19 protein-coding genes are annotated in these 19119 nt (G+C 63.3%); 13 read left to right on the forward strand and 6 right to left on the reverse strand.

From position 1 onward, the window contains the following. Positions 1-98: 98 nt before the first annotated feature. The 10 genes from GC088_RS11225 to GC088_RS11270 all read left to right on the forward strand — a co-directional run bounded on the left by GC088_RS11225 (position 99) and on the right by GC088_RS11270 (position 11026). A complete protein-coding gene (locus tag GC088_RS11225) occupies positions 99-3029 on the forward strand; it encodes an FtsX-like permease family protein (protein WP_323959094.1) in 2931 nt (976 codons plus the stop codon). 92 nt (positions 3030-3121) lie between these two features. After that, the gene (locus tag GC088_RS11230; protein ID WP_323959095.1) at positions 3122-3826 is read left to right on the forward strand and encodes an ATP-binding cassette domain-containing protein; all 705 of its coding nucleotides are present in this window, start codon (positions 3122-3124) and stop codon (positions 3824-3826) included. A 166-nt stretch (positions 3827-3992) separates the two neighbouring features. Next, positions 3993-4223, forward strand: coding sequence for a Flp family type IVb pilin (locus GC088_RS11235; RefSeq protein WP_323959096.1), 231 nt, complete (start codon positions 3993-3995; stop codon positions 4221-4223). Positions 4224-4301: 78 nt separating this feature from the next. Next, positions 4302-4688 (forward strand): TadE/TadG family type IV pilus assembly protein, encoded by a 387-nt coding sequence (locus tag GC088_RS11240; protein WP_323959097.1) that lies wholly within the window; start codon positions 4302-4304, stop codon positions 4686-4688. Beyond that, positions 4676-5707 (forward strand): pilus assembly protein TadG-related protein, encoded by a 1032-nt coding sequence (locus GC088_RS11245; protein ID WP_323959098.1) that lies wholly within the window; start codon positions 4676-4678, stop codon positions 5705-5707. Before GC088_RS11240 ends, GC088_RS11245 begins: the two co-directional genes overlap by 13 nt. 26 nt (positions 5708-5733) lie before the next feature. Further along, on the forward strand, positions 5734-6507 hold the full coding sequence (cpaB, locus tag GC088_RS11250) for a Flp pilus assembly protein CpaB (RefSeq protein WP_323959099.1): 774 nt from the start codon (positions 5734-5736) through the stop codon (positions 6505-6507). Next, on the forward strand, positions 6504-7703 hold the full coding sequence (locus GC088_RS11255; RefSeq protein WP_323959100.1) for a CpaE/TadZ family protein: 1200 nt from the start codon (positions 6504-6506) through the stop codon (positions 7701-7703). Before cpaB ends, GC088_RS11255 begins: the two co-directional genes overlap by 4 nt. Next, complete coding sequence (locus GC088_RS11260; RefSeq protein ID WP_323959101.1) at positions 7700-9187, forward strand: TadA family conjugal transfer-associated ATPase; 1488 nt, start codon at positions 7700-7702, stop codon at positions 9185-9187. Before GC088_RS11255 ends, GC088_RS11260 begins: the two co-directional genes overlap by 4 nt. Before the next feature lie 10 nt (positions 9188-9197). Beyond that, positions 9198-10127, forward strand: coding sequence for a type II secretion system F family protein (locus GC088_RS11265; protein WP_416377537.1), 930 nt, complete (start codon positions 9198-9200; stop codon positions 10125-10127). Between the two features lie 11 nt (positions 10128-10138). After that, a complete protein-coding gene (locus GC088_RS11270) occupies positions 10139-11026 on the forward strand; it encodes a type II secretion system F family protein (protein WP_323959103.1) in 888 nt (295 codons plus the stop codon). 101 nt (positions 11027-11127) lie between these two features. On the opposite strand, the gene GC088_RS11275 is transcribed toward GC088_RS11270, so the two are convergent. Then, on the reverse strand, positions 11128-11268 hold the full coding sequence (locus GC088_RS11275; protein WP_323959104.1) for a hypothetical protein: 141 nt from the start codon (positions 11266-11268) through the stop codon (positions 11128-11130). Here GC088_RS11275 and GC088_RS11280 point away from each other — a divergent pair. Then, a complete protein-coding gene (locus GC088_RS11280; RefSeq protein WP_323959105.1) occupies positions 11248-11589 on the forward strand; it encodes an Hpt domain-containing protein in 342 nt (113 codons plus the stop codon). The genes GC088_RS11275 and GC088_RS11280 overlap by 21 nt on opposite strands. A gap of 25 nt (positions 11590-11614) precedes the next feature. On the opposite strand, the gene GC088_RS11285 is transcribed toward GC088_RS11280, so the two are convergent. After that, positions 11615-12406, reverse strand: coding sequence for a response regulator transcription factor (locus tag GC088_RS11285; protein ID WP_323959106.1), 792 nt, complete (start codon positions 12404-12406; stop codon positions 11615-11617). Positions 12407-12643: 237 nt separating this feature from the next. Here GC088_RS11285 and GC088_RS11290 point away from each other — a divergent pair, with 237 nt between their 5' ends. Next, the gene (locus tag GC088_RS11290) at positions 12644-14284 is read left to right on the forward strand and encodes a sensor histidine kinase (protein ID WP_323959107.1); all 1641 of its coding nucleotides are present in this window, start codon (positions 12644-12646) and stop codon (positions 14282-14284) included. 85 nt (positions 14285-14369) lie between these two features. Then, positions 14370-15719: an HNH endonuclease signature motif containing protein gene (locus GC088_RS11295; protein WP_323959108.1), complete on the forward strand. Its 1350-nt coding sequence runs from the start codon at positions 14370-14372 to the stop codon at positions 15717-15719. Positions 15720-15904: 185 nt separating this feature from the next. Here GC088_RS11295 and GC088_RS11300 read toward each other — a convergent pair whose 3' ends face one another. The 4 genes from GC088_RS11300 to rpsK form a co-directional block, all read right to left on the reverse strand. Continuing rightward, the gene (locus tag GC088_RS11300) at positions 15905-16831 is read right to left on the reverse strand and encodes a tRNA pseudouridine synthase A (protein WP_323959109.1); all 927 of its coding nucleotides are present in this window, start codon (positions 16829-16831) and stop codon (positions 15905-15907) included. A 24-nt stretch (positions 16832-16855) separates the two neighbouring features. Continuing rightward, positions 16856-17464 (reverse strand): 50S ribosomal protein L17, encoded by a 609-nt coding sequence (rplQ, locus tag GC088_RS11305; protein ID WP_323959110.1) that lies wholly within the window; start codon positions 17462-17464, stop codon positions 16856-16858. Positions 17465-17528: 64 nt separating this feature from the next. Then, a complete protein-coding gene (locus GC088_RS11310; RefSeq protein WP_323959111.1) occupies positions 17529-18539 on the reverse strand; it encodes a DNA-directed RNA polymerase subunit alpha in 1011 nt (336 codons plus the stop codon). A 150-nt stretch (positions 18540-18689) separates the two neighbouring features. Then, the gene (gene rpsK / locus GC088_RS11315) at positions 18690-19091 is read right to left on the reverse strand and encodes a 30S ribosomal protein S11 (RefSeq protein ID WP_026545640.1); all 402 of its coding nucleotides are present in this window, start codon (positions 19089-19091) and stop codon (positions 18690-18692) included. Positions 19092-19119 lie beyond the last annotated feature (28 nt).

The following is a 19119-nucleotide window of genomic DNA, read 5'->3' on the forward strand; positions in this document are numbered from 1 at the left end:
CTTACAAGATTAGCGTGGAGGTGTGTGCCCGGTCAAAACAGAGCTTCATCCCTGACCGCTAGGATGTTCCTCGTGTCATTTTTGGGGAAGGGCGGGATGTGAAGCTGGTTCGTCTTGCTTCGCCGCGTTCGGCTTCCCGCCGGAATCTTCTGGCAATTCTAGCCCTGACCCTGGCTGTGCTGACTGCGGCGCTGTCGGGCATCGTGGGGTACGCCGGTGTGGCTTCGGCGGAGGCGCTACGGTCCCTTGCTGCATCACCGGGTGGCGGCGGCTACTTCCGGGTTGCCGTCCCCGCAGCCGACGATGCTCACCGATCCGCTGCCGAGTCTGTCTTTGCCGAACTCGGGCTCGACCGCGGACTACAGATCTCCTCCGCCGAGTTCTCCCCGCCGCTCCCGCTGGTCCCGTCCGGCGGCAGCGCCACGAACCTTCCGGCCGACCTCACCTTCCTGCCGGTCGGCTGGACACCGACGACGACGCCGGCAGCCGGCTCTCTGGACCGCTTCACCGCTGCTAGTGGTTCCGGAGCGGAACTGTCGGAACCGCTACCGGCCGCCCTGGCTGCGGCTAAGGCGGAGTCGCTCGGGCTGGAGGTCGGTGACACCTTTGCGGTCGAGGGCGCAGACAGCACCGTTCGTCTTGAGCTGGTGGCCACGCTGGATTCCCCCGGTCCCGATGCTGCCTTCCTCGATCCGGTGCCCTTGGAAGGCAGCGAGCCGGTGGAGGGCACAGAGTCTTCTGCTGGGGCCTCGGCTGTGCCGACCGCCGTCGTAGTTCCTCCCGCTGCCATTGCCCGCTTCGGCGGCGAGCCGGGCATTCAGTGGGTCTTCACGGTTGGTGATGCAGCTAGCGACCAGCTCGCCGAGCACGCGACTGCGCTCGAGAACCTGCCGGAGCGACTGAGCGACGAGGCTGCGTTCGACGGCGCCGACGTGACCTCGTCTGGCGGACTCGCCAGTGTTCTCGCGTCTGCGGCGGAGGCCGTGCAAGCGACCCGCGCGGTCCTGCCAATTCCCCTGACTGTCCTGAGCGTTGTCGGTGCCCTCACGGTGGTGCAGCTCGCGCGTCTTTTGGCCTCGGACCTTACTTCGACATTCCGCCAAGTGGTTGCCCCGCGGACCAGGCGGAGAGCATCATTCATCGCACTTGCCGTGCTGATTGTCTCGACGGTCGTGTCGCTCTGGCAGTTCCTGCAGCACGGGACGGACAACCCGTTCGCTGAGACCGCGCCGTCGCTCCTGCTGTTGGCAGGCACCGTGCTGGCGCTGCTGGTGATGGCGTTGCTCGCTCGTGCGTCGGACCGTGGGGCAGTGCGGCTAACTGGTCTTGCTCTCCCTCTCGCCGTCCGTCAGGTATCGCGGCGGTTCGGCTCCTTTGTGATTCCGGCCGCTGTGGTGGCGCTGACGATGGCGAGCGCAACCTTCTCGGCGGTTTATATGCAGACCAGCGATCGGTCGCAGGAGGCGGCGTCGCAAATCGGCAACGGATCCGACGTTCGGGTGACTGTGCCCGACTCACAGGTTCTTGACACGGCGGGTGACGTTCCCAACCTCAATCCCTATGCGGAACTCGACTCCGTCACCGCTGCCTCCCTGGCGCACCGCGGCGAGGTTCAGCTGGGCTCGCAGACGGCCACCCTGGTTGCGGTCGATGCGGCTGCCCTCCCAGGCCTTCTTCCTGCCGGCGGGAACCTCATCAACGTCGACGCACTTAGCACTGCACTCGCCTATGAGCCGCCTGTACCCGAACCGGCGTTGGCGCTTACGCCGTCGGCTTCGCAGGTGCGCCTGCAGTTCTCCACCGCGGCCATTTCGGATGCAGAAGACACCTCCCGCCGTGCGTCCATCACGGCCTGGATCCGTGATGAGGAAGGAGCTGTCGTTCCAGTCCCAGCCGGCACGCTGGCTCTGTCCGGTGCAGAATCGCAGGCTCACTCGCTGTCATTCGCGCTACCCGACGGTCTTCGAGCGGGATCCGTCACCGCCGTCGACATTGCCCTTGATGCCGGCAAGGTGTCGAGCGGGTACGAAGTGGAGCTGACCGGCGTCGCGAGCGACGGTGGAATCGGCACCGGGCAGGGACGATTTGCGGAGGAGCCGACCCTGCAGTTGGCGGGCAACGCATTCGGTGATGCCTCGGCGGGCGTTGAGCCGCTGGAGGAGGGCGTTGGCGTCCGTTTCCCTGAGAAAGGCTCGACCGAAGGCACGGTGCGGGCCCGGCTGATGGTCGGTGCGGATGCGGGCCCGCTGCCCGTGGCGTTCACGTCAGACCTTGCGGCCGAGCTCGGTCTCGCTGTGGGTGATCCTGTGTCGTTGGCTTCAGGCGAGGCTGAGATTGGGGGCACCGTTGCCGCGGTGTCGCCGCTCCTGCCCGGAGCTTCGGACAACGGTGCAGTGATTGCCGACCTCCAGGCTTACAGCGCCGCGGCGCTGGCTGCATCGCCGGCTCCGCCTCGGGCCGGCGAGGTGTGGCTCGCCTCGACGGACAGCGACGCCTCTGCAGCGGCTGCCGCTGCTGTTGCCGGAGTAGGCGCGACATTTGCCAGCGCCGATAGCAGCCTTCTCCCCCGCTTCATCACACCAACGACGACGGCGCTCTGGATCGGTGTGGTCGGTGCCCTGCTCGTCGGCGCGACAGCATTGACGGCCACTGTCGTGATGTTTGTCCGGTCTCGCCGATCGGAGGTCGCGGTGTTGCGGATGATGGGCACGCAGGTGTGGGATTTGGTGCGTGGCCGCGGCTGGGAGCTGCTCGGTGTCGGTGGTGCCGGCGTCGTGCTTGGCCTGCTTGCGGGCCTGGGAGTGGCTACGGTTACCGTTCCGCTGCTGGTGCAGAGTGTGCTGGACTCCTCCGATGCCTTGGGTGTGCCACTGTCGGTCGCGCTCGTACCGCTCCTGCTGGTGCTGCTTGGTCAACTGCTCGTCCTCGCGGTTGCTGCCTGCCTCTACGGCAAGCGTGTGCAGCGTCAGGCGCTGAGAGTGGGGCTTGGCGATGTGAATCCTGCTGGCCTCGAACGGGAGTTGGTATGAGTCGGACGAAGAAGCCAACGCCTGTGCTGAGAGCGGTCGGGATCTCGAAGGCGAGTGCGACGAGCACGACTTCCGAGTTCATATTTGAAGATGTGTCGCTGTCGGTCTATCCGGGCGAGTTGGTGTCATTGAAGGGCTTTTCCGACACCGCAGCAACCGCGCTGCTGAACTGTCTCAGCGGACTTGGAGAGCCAGACGGCGGAAGCGTGTTCATCGGTGATCGTGAGCTGACGGTAATGCGTGAATCCGACCGTGCCGAGCTGCGGCAGACGCACCTGGGCCTGGTACACGGGGCGTCCGGTCTGCTCCCGATTCTCACCGTGGCAGAGAACATCGAGCTAACCCTTCGTCTCCGAGGAATGCCGGCTGCGGAGCGTCATGCACGGGTTGACGAGCTACTTGAACTCGTCGGTTTGGCGGGGTGTAGTCACCAGCCGCCATCCGAGCTTCCGGCCGATCAGCGCTGGCGTGTTGGTATCGCCCGCGCAGTGGCGAATCAGCCAAAGGTGCTGCTCATACATGAAAGCGAAGAAGGCGATAGCCCGGCCTCTGATGAACTCGTAAATCTGCTCAGCGACGTCGTTCATGACACCCAGGTTGCTGCTATTTTTTCGACTTCCGATCTACGTCTGATCGAGCGCGCCGACCGAGTGTTTGAGATGCACAACGGACACTTGCAGGGACCTGCATCGGGCCATGTCGGCAAAGCCGTCTCCCCATCGAACAGCCAGCTAGGCACTTCGCAGATGATCGAAGTTCCTACGGAGATCGCCAATCAGAGCGGCAGAAAAGCCTGACTCAGGCGCAAGAAAGCCTCAAGATAAAGCGCAGGAAACAGCTACCCGGAAAGGGTTGGCGCAGGATTGGTTAAATCCTGGAGTTTACGGGGATTTCCGCTGCTAACTTTTCTGCAGAGCTGGTGAACGGCCAGCCAAACCATCCTCGTACATACAGGAGAAAGAAATGCTCTCTGCATTCCTGGCTGATGCCAAGTCCACCATCAACGCTCGCATGAACCGCGACGAGACCGGCGCTACCGCCGTCGAGTACGGCATCATGGTCGCCCTCATCGCCGTTGTCATCATCGGTTTCGTCACCCTCCTCGGTGGCGGCATCGCGGATGCATTCAACGAAGCTCAGTGTGCGGTCACTGGCGGCACTTGGGCTGCAGCTACCGCTACCTGCACCCCGTAATTTCGGAAGGCAGGGAGCTTCAGAAATGGGGCTCCCTGCCCTTTCTCAGCCAATTATTCTGAGAGTTAGGCGCACAGCATGAAGAACGGGCAAGAGCGCGGCGCTGTGGCAGTCGAAATGGCGCTCCTACTCCCAGTCCTTGTTCTCCTGCTCCTTGGCATCATGGAGTTCGGGCGGGCCTACAATGCCCAGGTAACCCTCACCAATGCTGCCCGTGAAGGCGTCCGCGTTATGGCGATCACCAATGTTCGATCTGATGCCAGGACGGCTGCCAAGAATGCAGCGACTGATCTGGGGCTGGCCGACTCCAACTTCACCTTCACTACAAGCCCGACCACCAGCCCCGCGACGTGCGCCGCTGGCAGACAGGTCACAATGACCATCTCCTACACCTTGAGCACGCTTACCGGTATCGCCGGCCCATTCACTATGACCGGCAAAGGAGTCATGCAATGCGGGGGGTAGTAACTGCAGACGGAGATCGCGAGCACGGTGCCGTCGCGGTTATCGTCGCCATTCTCCTAGTAGTACTGCTTGGATTCGCTGCCCTTGCCGTCGACATGGGTCTGCTCTACTCAGAAAAAGCCCAACTACAGAACGGCGCAGACGCCGGCGCCCTAAGTATCGCCCAGGCCTGCGCCAAGGACGATGCGGATCCCAAGTGCTCCGGGACGTCTTCCCTTGCCAAGGACCTGGCTGACAAAAACTCGCTGGACGGCCTCAGCAACGTGCAGTCGATCGATCTCGACCTGACGAACCGGAAAGTCACCGTCACGGCCGATCCGATAGAAGCCGGGCGGACCGACAATCAGGTTTCCCTCTACTTCGCCGGTGCGCTCGGTATGCCGGCATCGTCCGTAGTCGCAAAGTCAACGGTTGTCTGGGGTAGTCCCAGCAAGGGAACCACGCCCTTCCCACTTACCATCTCGAAGTGCCAGGTAACCACCCTGCTAATCGACGGTAGTCAGCAACGCATCCAGAGCCACGGCAGTAACGCCAATGACGACTGCCCCACGTCGCCTTCGGGTGGTGATACACCCGGTGGATTCGGCTGGCTTCTGCAGGAGGCGTCAAAGTGCGGGGCCTACATCGACCTTGCCGTGAATGAAAGTGGCGCAGACACCGGAAACGATGGTCCTACCAACTGCGACACGGTGCTGAGCCAGTGGGCAGCCGACATCACCGCAGGCAAGGAAGTAATTGTGCTCCTACCGGTCTTCGATTCCGTGACAGGCACCGGATCCGGTGCCTCCTATGACGTAAGCGCATTCGCTGCGTTCAAGGTTGAGGGCTGGAAATTCGGTGGTACAAGTGACCTCCCGAAGACCTTCCGCAATCGAACGGAATGGGCTGGGACGAATGCCTGCTCCGGCTCCTGCCGTGGCATCATCGGCCGCTTTATCACCTACACCGCGCTTTCTAGCGACTACGAACTCGGCCCGGTCACCGACTACGGGGCCACCGTTGTCAAACTCACCAACTGATTTCTCTCTAGTCTCCTGGAGTTCCCGTGAAGTCCCGCCTTATTGCCGGCGTCGCCGCTGTAGTCCTCGCGCTTGTTGGCGCATTAATGGTGTTCAGCTACGCCAACCGCGCAGATGCTCGCGCAGTACAGGACCTGCAGCCCGTCGATGTACTGGTCGTGCAGGCAGCTGTTCCGGCCGGCACGCCGGTAGCTGAGCTCGCTGCTTCTGTGTCCACCACCCAACTGCCCGGAGCCTCCGTCGCTGATACGGCACTCAAGGACCTCAACAGCTCCGCCGGCATGGTTACGGCTGTGGACCTGGTTCCAGGCGAGCAGCTCGTCACTGAGCGACTCGTCAAGCCGGAAGACCTGGTCACGCCGGGATCGGTCGAGGTTCCAAAAGGTCTGCACGAAGTGTCGATATTGGTCGAGCCGCAACGTATCGCTGGTGGGCGGGTAGCTGCCGGTGATTACGTCGGTGTATTCATGTCGAAGGGATCCGCCGGAGAAGAAGGAGATGGCGGTGGCGCCGAATCGACGCAGTTGGTTCTGCCGCGCGTATTAATCTCATCCGTACAACGCGCTCCTGAGCCACCACCAGCAGTGGAAGACCCTGAGATGACCGAAGAAGAGAAGGCCGCCGCAGAAGCCCAAGCGTTGCCTAACGGCTCCCTGATGCTCACCCTCGCCGTCGATCCCGATCAGGGCGCGCGCCTGATCTACGCCAGCGAGTTCGAATCGATCTGGCTCAGCAAGGCGACATCAGCTAACAACGACGCTCCCCCATTAACCGTTGACGACGAAAGACTGTTCCGATGAGCCGTTTCCTCCTCATCACCGCGGACAATGCCTTCGAGCAGAAAGTCCGCCTCGCCACCGCCGGCGGTCTGCCCGGCGAGGTCCTCTCTGTCAAGCCAGAACTGCTGTCACGGCCCGACGACCTGCTGGACCTCGTATCGGTCCAGCAGCCGGAAGTCCTGGTGCTCGGGCCCGGCATGAACGTAGACGGCGCCCTGCGTCTCGCTACCGTCGTCGACGTCCGTTTCCCCAATCTCAGCATGGTGCTGGTAGCCCCGGACGAGGCCGCGGTGGCACTTGCCGCGATGCGCGCCGGCATCCGTGACGTCATCGAGCCGACAGCCGACATCCCTACTGTCCGGCTGCTCCTTGAGCGCGCCTGCCAGGCCTTCGCAAGCCGACACCGCGCCGAAGCCAGTGCAGCACCCGCCGCTAAGCAGGAGCGCGGCATGGTAGTCGGCGTCTTCTCCCCCAAGGGCGGAGTAGGTAAGACCACTATCGCTACCAACCTTGCCGTCGGCCTCGGGAAGATCGCACCCATGGGCGTTGTCCTGGTGGATCTCGACCTGCAGTTCGGCGATGTCGCGTCCACCCTGTACCTCAATCCGGAGTACTCGGTGCTGGACGCCGTGTCCGGTTCGGCGAGCACAGACACCATGGTGCTCAAGGCGTTCCTCACCCCGCACCCCTCGGGCATCTACGCGCTGTGCGCCCCGAGCAACCCGGCCGATGCTGACAACATTTCTGCTGAGCAGCTCTGCACCCTCATCCAGCAGCTCAGCGCGGAGTTCCCGTACGTCGTGCTCGACACAGGTCCCGGGCTGACCGAGCACAGCCTGGCTGCACTCGATCAGAGCTCGGACGCTGTCTGGGTGACCGGAATGGATGTGCCCAGTGTGCGCGGACTGCGCACCGGTCTGGACATTCTTGCCAAGCTCGATATGTTCCCGGAGACCCGCCACGTGGTGCTGAACTTCGCCGATTCCAAGACCGGATTGTCAGTTCAGGACGTCGAAGCTACGCTCGGTGCGCCCGTCGACGTGTCGATTCCCCGTTCACGTGCTATTTCCCTCGCCACCAACCGCGGTGTTCCGCTGCTGCAGGAAGAGGTTCGCGACCCGGCAACCAAGAACCTGCGCAGTCTGGTACAGCGGTTTGATCCCCAATGGCGCGCCAGCAGTGGGCGCAAGTCCCACCGTCGTGTGGTCGTCCGATGAAGCTCTCTGAACGGCTCAACCAGGCCAACTCAGGTGCCGACCTCAAGGCAGCAACGCCGGCGGTAGCAGCGCCGGCGTCCGCAGAGAAGCCAGCGGGAGCGCACGCCGCCCCCCCGGAAGCGGCTGAGCCCGCCTTCCACAGCGCCGTCGTCGCCGGTTCCGCCGCTGCCCCCGGTTCCGAAGCTCCCGCCGCGGCACGCATTGACGCCTTCGCAGGCCTTAAGCAGCGTGCCGCCGAAGCGCTCTACGAGCGCATGGGAGCTCGCTTCAGCGACTCCACTCTCAAGGAAGAGGACCTGCGCGCCGCTGCACGTGAGGAACTCAGTCAGGTCATTGACGCCGAACAGGTGCCGCTGACCCCGGATGAGCGCCGCCGCCTCATCCAGGATGTTGCCGACGACGTGCTGGGCCTCGGCCCGCTCCAGCGACTGCTCGATGAAGACGACATCACCGAAATCATGGTGAACCGGGCTGACCAGATCTACATCGAGCGTCGCGGGCAGCTGGTGCTGGCTGACACGACCTTCAAGTCCGAGGAGCAACTGCGCCGGGTGATCGAGCGCATCGTCTCCAAGGTGGGCCGCCGTATCGACGAGTCTTCCCCCTTCGTTGACGCACGCCTCGAAGATGGTTCCCGTGTCAACGCCGTCATCCCGCCCCTCGCTGTGAACGGTTCTTCACTGACCATCCGTAAGTTCAGCAAGAAGCCGCTGACCGTCGAGAAGCTCATCGGCTTTGGAACCCTCACGCCCGAGATGGCTGAGCTGCTGGACGCCTGCGTCAAGGCGAAGCTGAACATCATCGTGTCGGGTGGTACCGGTACGGGTAAGACGACCCTGCTCAACGTGCTGTCCTCGTTCATCCCCTCGGGCGACCGGATCGTCACCATCGAGGATGCCGTGGAACTTCAGATTCAGCAGCCGCATGTGGTGCGCCTCGAGAGCCGACCCCCGAACACGGAGGGGAAGGGCCAGGTCACCATCCGTGACCTTGTGAAAAACTCCCTGCGTATGCGCCCGGACCGGATTGTCATCGGTGAGGTCCGTGGCGGCGAGTCCCTGGACATGCTGCAGGCCATGAACACCGGCCACGACGGCTCGCTGTCAACGGTGCACTCCAACTCGCCCCGTGATGCTATCGCGCGTCTCGAGACCCTGGTCCTGATGGCAGGCATGGACCTGCCCCTGCGGGCGATCCGCGAACAGCTCGCATCGGCAGTCAACCTGGTCATCCAGATTTCGCGCCTTCGCGACGGCACCCGCCGCATCACGCACGTCACTGAGGTGCAGGGTATGGAAGGCGACGTGGTCACGCTGCAGGATGCCTTCGTGTTCGACTACTCAGCCGGCGTGGACTCGTCGGGCCGTTTCCTCGGCAAGCCGGTTCCCACCGGCATCCGTCCGCGCTTCATGGAACGGTTCGAGGACACGGGAATTACTGTCTCACCGGCCGTTTTCGGTGCTGCGCTGAGCGGTCGGAGGTAATTCGATGACCCTGCTATTCCTATACGGCACGGCTCTTTGCCTTACCGCTCTCGGGCTGCTGTTCTACGTGACGCGTCCAGCGCAGTCAGCGGTGCCGCTGGACCGCCGTCGTCCTCCTGCCGAGGAATCGGATTCACGACTTAGCAAATTCGCTGGGTCTGCCGTCCGTGCCGTCGAGCGGTTCCTCAAGAACCACCCGCAGCGGCTGTACCGGCCGGAACAACTGGAATTGGCGGGAGTGCGCCTGACCCAGGCGGACATGTTCGTGCTGGTCATCACCGGCGGCATCGCTGCACTGGCGCTCGGGCTCGTGATCGGAGGACCGTTCCTAGGCATCCTCCTGTTCCTTCTGACGCCGGCAGTGGCTCACCTCGTGCTGGTCTTCAAGATCAGCCGACGACGCTCGAAGTTCGAGGATCAGCTCGGCGACACGCTGCAGCTTCTGACCGGAGGTCTCCGCGCAGGCCACAGTATTCTTCGCGCGATCGACGCTGCCGCTGTCGAAGCCGACGCTCCGACGTCGGACGAGATGCGACGTGTGGTCACCGAGACCAGCCTGGGCAAGGACCTCCTCGTCTCACTCATGGACACGTCGAAGCGCATGGAGAGCGAAGACTTCGCCTGGATCGCACAGGCTATCCAGATCAACCGCGAAGTCGGCGGTGACCTCGCGGAGGTGCTCGATCAGGTGGCAGGGACCATCCGCGAGCGCAGCGAGATCAAGGGGCAGATCCGGGCACTGGCTGCAGAGGGCAAGTTCTCCGCCTACATCCTGGTGGCGCTGCCGTTCGGGATCGGTGCGATGTTGATGCTCGTCAGCCCCGGCTACGTCGACCCCCTGTTCACAGAGCCGCTCGGCTGGGTCATGATCGGCGCTTCAATTGTCATGATGACCATCGGCTGCCTCTGGCTCCGCAAAATCATCGATCTGAAGTTCTAGGAGGTAGGGCAATGAACCCCGTTGTACTGATGTCCATCCTTCTGGTGGCTGCACCGCTCGGCTTCCTCGGGTGGACCCTCCTCACCCCTGGCACCAGCAAGATCAACAAGAGCATTCAGGCAAACCTGCAACGAGGTCTGCACGCCGCGGAGGATGTCCGACCCGGCGGTGCGGGAGTGCTCGCTCGGCTGGGACGGGCGGTCACGCCGTCGTCGTACATTCAAAAGCTGGACAAGTTGCTTGCGTTGGCCGGTCGTCCCGCGTCGATGCCTCTCGGCAAGGTGCTCGGCGCCAAGCCGGCACTCTGCCTTCTGGCGGCCGTGCTCGGTTTCCTGATGGCCAACGCCGCTCAAAAGCCGATGATCACGATGCTCGCAATCTTTCTCACCGCGCTTGGCTACTTCATCCCGGACCTCCTGCTCTACAGCAAGGGCCAGGAGCGTCAAAAGGCCATGCAGGTGGAGCTCGCAAACACCCTCGACCAGATGTTGATTTCCGTGGAGGCGGGCCTCGGCTTCGAAGGTGCGATGCAGCGGGCGGGTGAAACCGGCAAGGGACCGCTCGCCGAGGAACTGGTTCGGACCCTGCAGGACATGCAGGTGGGCCGGAGCCGGCGCGAGTCCTACCTGGCGCTGGCTGACCGCACCACTGTTCCAGAGCTGCGGAGCTTCGTGAAGGCCATCGTGCAGGCGGACGCGTACGGCATCGCGCTCAGCGGCGTCCTCCGCACCCAGGCCAAGGTGATGCGCGTGAAGCGGCGCCAGCGGGCGGAGGAAAAGGCGATGAAACTCCCAGTCACGGTGCTGTTCCCGCTGCTGTTCTTCATCTTCCCGGTGCTGTTCATCATCATCCTGGGGCCCGCAGTAATCAACGCGATCGCGACGTTCAGCGGTCAATAGCCGAAGCTTCAAGCGGACGCCTATTGCAATCCCGAAGAATTCCGCAGTGTTTGCAAAGCATCCCTCCATTCCCACTTTTCTCACACATTCAGAAAGTAGCGTTAGCTCATGGCCTCCCCCGCCCCAGCGCGAATGACGACGACGCAGAGTTCCTGCGCGCCGTCAGCGCTGATTCGGGGGACGACCAGGGCGAAAGCGACCGTGTAGACAGGACCCCTCTCGTGGACCCTGATGTCCTTCATGATCTTGAGGATCAACTCGACAGCCGTGACGCTGCCCGAGCCTTCGTGCGCGACTATGTCGCTGTGTGGGACGAACGGGACGGGCGCATTTCCTCAGCGATCGCCCGCCGTAATCAGGCGGCGTCGCTGGATGCCGTGCTCAGCCTGAAGATCACGTCCACCATGGTTGGCGCGACACAGCTTGTGTCGCTGGCTACTGCTTTGGAGGAACTACTCCGGGAAGGAAAGCTGGAGGAAGCCGAAAGCGCGCTGCCGCAGGTTCACCGCTGCGGCCTGCGGACCATGCGGGAACTTACCCTGCACTACCTGGGGCAGAACTAGCCCGACGCTGAAGCCTAGGCCAGAGTCAGACGTGGTCCGGCCGCTTCGGCACCAACCGGTAGCCGACGCCGCGCACGGTCATCAGCCAGCGCGGGCTCTTGGGGTCCTCCCCAAGCTTCCGGCGCAGGTTGCCGATGTGAACCTCGATGGCCCGCTCATCGGCCTCACTGATGTAGGTGTCGGTGCGGTAGTACTGGCCCCGCACAACGCGCACCAGGTCGCCCTTCGTCCGGACGGCGCCTGAGCTGCGGAGCAGTTCGTGCAGGAGGTCGAACTCGCTGCGGGTCAGAACCAGCTCCTCACCCTTCAGCATCACGGTTCGCGTTTCCCGGTCCAGCTCAAGACCGTTGTGCCGCAGGACCGACCCCGGACGAGCGGGCGGTGCCGGTGCCTCCGCAGGGGCTGCCGCCGTCGTCGTTGTTTCAGGCTTCTCCTCGATGAGGCCGCCGCGCGGCCTGCGCAGCATCGCCGCCACGCGCGCCCGAAGTTCGCGGGGGCGGAAGGGTTTGGTGACGTAGTCGTCGGCGCCCGACTGGAGGGCGGTGAGCGTGTCAATCTCTTCGTTGTGGGCGGTCAGCATGATGACGTAGCAGTCGCTGACGTTGCGTACGCGGCGCAGAACCTCGTAGCCGTCGATGTCCGGAAGGCCGACGTCGAGAGTCACCAGGGTGGGATTGTGCTCCTGAACGGCGTCGACGGCGCTGCGGCCCTCGGCGACGGCGTGCACCTCAAAACCCGACTGCGTCAGGACGGTGCTGACGAGGTTGCGTACGTCGAGATCATCCTCAACGACAACCGCCACTCCTGGATCGCGCACTATCTCCTCCTGGCCCCAACAGAACTGTGTTCCTCAGTTCATCACAAAAGGACGTAATACCGCGACGAGCGTCGGCCCGCCGTAACGTGTATCACAGCATACGCGGGTTGCGCACCTCCTCGGCAGTATCAAGTTTTCCTGTACAACAATCGGTGCTACAAGCGCGATAATGGCTGTTATGTCGTGGTCTCGGAGGCATTTCCCTGCTGTATTGCGCGCTCGTGCTGGGGTGGCACTGTGAGCGATCGCGCGATGTTGTTGGCAGCAACGCGTGCGTATTCGCATTTGCGCCTGCGCTATCGCGTCGGCTTGTGTGAGTTGCCGCTGGCACTGTTGATTGCCGGCGTCGTGGTTGTACGACCGGTGCTTTTGCAGGAGCCGCTCTTCCTTATCGGGTTGGTTCTGCACGCCCTGCTGCTTGTGGCCGCCTTTCTCGTTCCGTGGGAGAAGCTGCGCCACGGGGCGTATATTGCCATTCCTTTGCTCGATTTCGTGGCGCTGGGCTTCAGCCGGAATGGCGCTGCGGAGTTGCTGCCTGGACTCAGCTTCCTGGCGATCTTTCCGGTTATTTGGCTGGCCGCTTCAGGGGTGCGGCCGGTTCTCAGCTTCATCGCGAGTTTTGTGGGGCCGTTCCTTATCCTTGCGGCCGGGCCGCTCCTGGGAACCGAGCCGATGCGTCAGATCGGAACTGCCCTACTGCTCGCAGTGGCGATGGCGACCGTCAATATATCGCTGCGCTTCGCGACGCTGAACGCTGCTCACAGCCAGAAGCGGCTTGAGGTCTCAAACGCGGAGGTGCACCGCCTCCAAGACGAGAAGAACGAGCGCGAACGCCTCCTCGAAACAATCCTCGACACCATCGACGTCGGCCTCGTTGCCCTCGACGCCAATGGCAACCGCACCCTCACCAACCGCCAGCAGCGGTCCTATGACGTGCTGATCGGCGACGACGCCAACGACGACGGCGCCAGCCACCTTTACGCTGCAGACAAGACCACCCCGATTGCCGAAAACCGCAGCCCTGTTGCCCGGGCCGCTGCCGGGGAAACCTTTGCGAACTACCTGGTGTGGCTTGGTCCCAAGGACTCACAGCGGGCGGTAACGACGGCGGCAACCGCCATGACCTGCGCCAACGGACAATTCAGCGGCTCCGTGATCGTCTCCAACGACGTCACCGACATGGTCGAGGCCCTAAGCGCGAAGGCTGACTTCGTGGCCAACGTTTCGCACGAACTGTGGACGCCGTTGACCTCCATCATTGGCCATCTCGACCTGGTGCTGGACGAAGACTATGACCTGCCGCCCGTCGTGACGCAGCAACTTTCCGTTTCGCGGCGCAATGCTGAGCGGCTGTATGCGTTGGTGTCGAACCTTCTTGCATCCGCGAATGGGAACGCTAGCGTGCACCTCCGACCTACAGACCTGTGCGGTCTAGTGGAGCACAGTATTGAATCGGCGTGGCCGCAGGCAGCGAATACCGGCGTCACGTTGAAGGCCGACATGCCGGACATCCTCTGGACCACTTCCGATCCGCTTCGGATCCGTCAGGTTCTCGACAACCTGATTTCCAACGCCATCAAGTACTCCCCCGACGGCGGCACTGTCACAGTCCGTGCTCGGAAGCAGTCGGATGCGGCACTGCTGGAGGTCGAGGACACCGGGATCGGTATGTCGCCCAACGAGACGAAGTTGGTCTTCGGGAAGTTCTTCCGGACCGCAGCGGCTCGCGAGTCCTCCATTCCGGGTGTTGGTTTGGGGCTTTCGATCACCAAGGCGATTGTCGACAGTCACGGGGGGTCCATCAGCTGCAGCAGCCAGCCGGGGCAGGGAACCACGTTCACCGTGAAGCTGCCGCTGCTTCGTTCAGACGAGAACTAGGGGCGTTTTGCACTTCACTTAGTGCGTTTCTCCCCCGCCTGGCACCTGCTGCAGGAATGTCAGTGGCGGGTGATGTGATGTTTCTATGGCGGGGAGGCATTGGGTTGCTGAGGAGACGGCGTTGTGGGCGTCGGATTCTGTGGTGGGCCCACTCGCCGGGCAGTTGGCGCATCACCCGGTAACCAACCGGGATCTGGACCGGTCGCTGGAATGCCTGGAGGAACTGGCGTCGTTGCGGGCGTGGGTGGATGCGCAGGAAGCCAAGCTGCTGGCCCGGATTTCGGAGCTGACGGTCGCCTCGTTCACCGGGCAGGGCTATGCCCGGCCGGTGGCCGAGGAACGTGGTGAGAGCCTCACCGCGGCCGAGGTCGGTACGGTGCTGCGGGTGCCGGAGGGGTCGGCCGGGAAACTGGTGGAGCAGGCGAAACTGCTGGTGAACTTCTTCCCGGCTACGGTCGAGGCGCTGCAGTTGGGCAGGATTTCCCGCCGGCACGCGGTCACGGTGGCGCAGGAATGCTGCGGCGTCCCCGAACACGAGGTCCCCGGGTTTGAGGAACAACTGCTGGAGATCGCCCGGACCACCACCGTCCCGAAGCTGGGACACCGGGCACGCCGGTTACGCGAACGGCTGCACCCCGAAGCGTTGGGTGTGCGGCGGGAGAAGAAGGCCCGCGAACGGTGCGTGATGGTCGAACCGGACCGGGATGGTATGGCCTGGCTCAGTGCCTACCTGCCTGCCGAGGCCGCGTACGGGATCGCGCACCGCCTCGACACCACAGCCCGCACCCTCCAGCGCCCGGATGAGGACAGGACGTTGGGCCAGTTACGGGCGGACGTGTTCGCTGACCTGCTCACCCACACCTGCGCCACCGACCCCACCGTGACCGCCGATGGGACCGCCGGACGCACTGACCGGTTGTCCGAGGGGTACCGGGGAATCAGGGCGCGGGTGTTCGTCACCGTCCCGGTAATGACCCTGCTCGGCGGGGACCAGCCGGCGGAGTTGGACGGGTACGGGCCGATCGATGGGGAGACCGCCCGCAGGCTGGCCGGCCATGCACCCTCGTTCACCCGTTTACTCACCCATCCTGAGACTGGGGTGGTGCTCTCGGTGGGCAGGACACGGTACCGGCCACCGAAAGACCTGCAGGACTGGGTCCGGGTCCGGGACAGGACCTGCCGGCACCCGGGCTGTAACCGCTTGGCGGCCGGTTGCGAGATCGACCACACCATCCCCTGGCATCAGGGCGGGCACACCCGCGCCGACAACCTCGCCGCGCTCTGCAAACGCCACCACATGTTCAAAAGCGAAGGGCTTTGGCACTACACCCAATCCACCGAAGGCACCATCCAAGCCACCTCATTCGCCGGAAGGATCTACACAACCGAGCCAGAAGCCGACCCCGCACAAGCCCAAGCACCACCACCGTTCTGATGAACGGATTGAAGTGACGCCCAGAGTGCGTTGAGGGGCCCAGAGTGCGTTGATTAGGGGCGTTCAAGCGCGGGGGCAATGCGCCCCAAAGTGGCGCCAGTTGGACGCGTCAGCGAAGGTGCTGGAACGCGCTCCAACAGCGCTCGGCAACCGCCTTCAGCGGCACCTTCCCAACCAGCGATCGCTTACGCGTCCTCACGCTTCGCACGGGTGAGTTCCGCACGGGAGGCAAGTTCGGCGTCGTCGGGGTAGCGCACTTCCTCAAGCACCAACGGATGAGCCGGAGCCAACACAGAGCGCGCATCCTTGCGCCGACTGCGCAGCCGCTCCCCCAGCCATTCGGGACGCTCTTCACCGCTGCCTACCCGCAGCGCAGAGCCGATCAGGGCACGCACCATGTTGTGGCAAAAAGCATCGGCCTGGACGGTGGCACACAAAATGCCGTCTGCACCACGCTCAAACTCAAAACGCTGCAACTCACGCAACGTCGTCGCCCCCGGACGGGGCTTACAGAAAGCCAAAAAGTCCTGCAGACCCAGCAACGCTGCTGCGCCCTCATTCAAAAGATTCTCGTCGAGCTGCTCCGAATGCCATAGGACAGTCCCCCGCGCCAACGGATCCTGCAGCTCAGGACGATCCGCAATGCGATAGCTGTACCGACGCCATAGCGCCGAAAAGCGCGCATCGAAACCGGCCGGAGCAAGGCCCACAGACCGAATCACCACCGCCGACGCCGGGTTGCCTGCATACACGGTCCGTGCAGCGGCACTCGGCGGAAGATTGCGATTCACAGTCGCCTGAAGACGACGCTTCAGCGCGACGGAAGGATCGACGTCGCGCCCCCTGCTCAGCCCGAACCACTCCTCGGGAGCAAGGTCAATATGGGTGACCTGACCGCGGGCGTGCACACCGGCGTCGGTACGCCCAGCCACCGTCACACGGACATAGCGACGGAACAGCAGTTCCAGACCTGCCTGGATAGTGCCCTGAACGGTCGGAAGACCAGGCTGGACTGCCCAGCCGGAGAACGGACCGCCGTCGTACGCTACATCGATCCGCACACGCAAATGCCCGCCATCCACGGACAGGATGGCGGGCATTCGATCGTTCATGCGTACGTCAGATGAGACGAAGAACTACTTCTTCTCGTCTGCTTCCGGCACGGAGCCTTCTTCGACGACGACCGTCTCTTCGGCTTCACCTTCGGTGGCGTCAACCGTGGTGTCCTCAGCAGCGACCTCTGCGGTCTCAGCCTCAGTTGCCTCTGCGGTCTCAGCCTCGGTTGCCTCCGGAGCTTCGGTTGCAGCAGCAGGAGCAGCAGCGTCACGCTCAGCAGCGTTACCGGCAGCGCGCTCAGCCTCAGCTACAACGGCCTGCTTCGGGGAAACAGCCTCAAGCACCAGCTCGATGACAGCCATGGGAGCGTTGTCGCCCTTACGGTTGCCGATCTTGGTGATGCGGGTGTAGCCACCGTTGCGGTTGGCAACAGCCGGAGCAATGTCGGTGAACAGCTCGTGGACGACGCCCTTGTTGCTGATGACAGCCAGGACACGACGGCGCGAGGCCAGGTCACCGCGCTTGGCGAAGGTGATCAGGCGCTCGGCGAAGGGGCGAAGCCGCTTTGCCTTGGTCACCGTGGTGGTGATGCGCTTGTGCTCGAACAGCGAGGCGGCCAGGTTGGCGAGCATCAGGCGCTCGTGCGCCGGACCGCCACCGAGGCGTGGGCCCTTTGTGGGTGTGGGCATGATGTTATATCTCCTCTTGGATGTGCCCGAAGCCGCATCATCAGCGGCGCCAGGTTTCTAACGTTTAGAGTTCGTCGTCGCCGTAAGCGGCGTCGTCCTCTTCAATCGCAGCAGCACGGGCTGCCAGGTCGAACCCGGGAGGGGAATCCTTCAGGGACAGACCAAGCTCAACCAGCTTTGCCTTGACCTCGTCGATGGACTTGGCACCGAAGTTGCGGATGTCCATGAGGTCGGCCTCGGAACGAGCAACGAGTTCACCCACGGTGTGGATGCCCTCACGCTTGAGGCAGTTGTAGGAACGAACGGTGAGTTCGAGATCCTCGATCGGGAGCGCCATGTCGGCGGCAAGGGCAGCGTCGCTCGGCGAAGGGCCGATCTCGATGCCTTCGGCTGCGGTGTTCAGCTCGCGGGCAAGACCGAACAGCTCAACCAGGGTGGTGCCGGCAGAAGCAACGGCGTCGCGAGGAGCGATCGCTTCCTTGGTCTCAACGTCGACGATCAGGCGGTCGAAGTCGGTGCGCTGCTCAACACGGGTAGCTTCCACACGGAAGGTGACCTTCAGGACCGGCGAGTAGATGGAGTCGACCGGAATGCGGCCGATCTCAGAGTCACCGGACTTGTTCTGGGCTGCGGAGACGTAGCCACGTCCACGCTCGATGGTCAGCTCGAGCTCGAACTTGCCCTTCCCGTTCAGGGTGGCAATGTGCAGGTCCGGGTTGTGGAATTCCACACCGGCCGGCGGAGCAATGTCAGCTGCGGTAACGACGCCAGGACCCTGCTTGCGCAGGTAGGCAACCACAGGCTCGTCGTGCTCGGACGAAACGGCCAGGTTCTTGATGTTCAGGATGATCTCGGTGACATCTTCCTTCACACCGGGGACGGTGGTGAATTCATGCAGGACGCCGTCAATCCGGATGCTGGTGACAGCTGCTCCGGGGATCGAGGACAGCAGGGTGCGACGAAGCGAGTTGCCGAGGGTGTAGCCGAAACCGGGCTCCAGCGGTTCGATGACAAAACGCGAGCGGTTGTCAGCGACGACTTCTTCAGTCAGGGTGGGGCGCTGTGCAATGAGCACTTATTTTCCTTTCAGGGAGCATCCGCTATATGACGCAACACAAATGGTGGAAAGGGACAGCTAGAGAGCTGGGCTCAGTAGCTAACGGCAATCGGCTCCAGGCCGCCGCGACCGTCAAAGGACGCGCGGCAGCCTGGAGCCGGAAAGCTACTAGACGCGGCGGCGCTTCGGGGGGCGGCAGCCGTTGTGGGCGCTCGGGGTAACGTCCTGGATGGAACCAACCTCGAGGCCTGCTGCCTGCAGGGAGCGGATGGCGGTTTCGCGTCCGGATCCCGGACCCTTCACGAAAACGTCGACCTTGCGGACGCCGTGCTCCTGGGCGCGCTTTGCAGCGGCTTCAGCAGCGGTCTGGGCAGCGTAAGGGGTGGACTTGCGGGAGCCCTTGAAGCCAACCTCTCCGGCGGAAGCCCAGGAGATAACCGCTCCGCTGGGGTCCGTGATGGAGACGATGGTGTTGTTGAACGTGCTCTTGATATGCGCCTGTCCGAAGGCGATATTCTTCTTGTCCTTGCGACGCGGCTTGCGGACCGCTCCACGAGTCTTGGGGGGCATTACTTCTCCTACAAAGTTTTGGGTGAGT

This window comes from Arthrobacter sp. JZ12, from assembly GCF_035189165.1.
Taxonomy (GTDB): domain Bacteria; phylum Actinomycetota; class Actinomycetes; order Actinomycetales; family Micrococcaceae; genus Arthrobacter_D.

Excerpts from the sequence above, each read along its gene's own strand:
- GC088_RS11235 (WP_323959096.1), top strand. The coding sequence starts at position 3,993 with ATGCTCTCTGCATTCCTGGCTGATGCCAAGTCCACCATCAACGCTCGC.
- GC088_RS11240 (WP_323959097.1), top strand. The coding sequence starts at position 4,302 with ATGAAGAACGGGCAAGAGCGCGGCGCTGTGGCAGTCGAAATGGCGCTC.
- GC088_RS11245 (WP_323959098.1), top strand. The coding sequence starts at position 4,676 with ATGCGGGGGGTAGTAACTGCAGACGGAGATCGCGAGCACGGTGCCGTC.
- GC088_RS11255 (WP_323959100.1), top strand. The coding sequence starts at position 6,504 with ATGAGCCGTTTCCTCCTCATCACCGCGGACAATGCCTTCGAGCAGAAA.
- GC088_RS11260 (WP_323959101.1), top strand. The coding sequence starts at position 7,700 with ATGAAGCTCTCTGAACGGCTCAACCAGGCCAACTCAGGTGCCGACCTC.
- GC088_RS11270 (WP_323959103.1), top strand. The coding sequence starts at position 10,139 with ATGAACCCCGTTGTACTGATGTCCATCCTTCTGGTGGCTGCACCGCTC.
- GC088_RS11275 (WP_323959104.1), bottom strand. The coding sequence starts at position 11,268 with ATGAAGGACATCAGGGTCCACGAGAGGGGTCCTGTCTACACGGTCGCT.
- GC088_RS11295 (WP_323959108.1), top strand. The coding sequence starts at position 14,370 with ATGGCGGGGAGGCATTGGGTTGCTGAGGAGACGGCGTTGTGGGCGTCG.
- GC088_RS11300 (WP_323959109.1), bottom strand. The coding sequence starts at position 16,831 with ATGAACGATCGAATGCCCGCCATCCTGTCCGTGGATGGCGGGCATTTG.
- rplQ (WP_323959110.1), bottom strand. The coding sequence starts at position 17,464 with ATGCCCACACCCACAAAGGGCCCACGCCTCGGTGGCGGTCCGGCGCAC.
- rpsK (WP_026545640.1), bottom strand. The coding sequence starts at position 19,091 with ATGCCCCCCAAGACTCGTGGAGCGGTCCGCAAGCCGCGTCGCAAGGAC.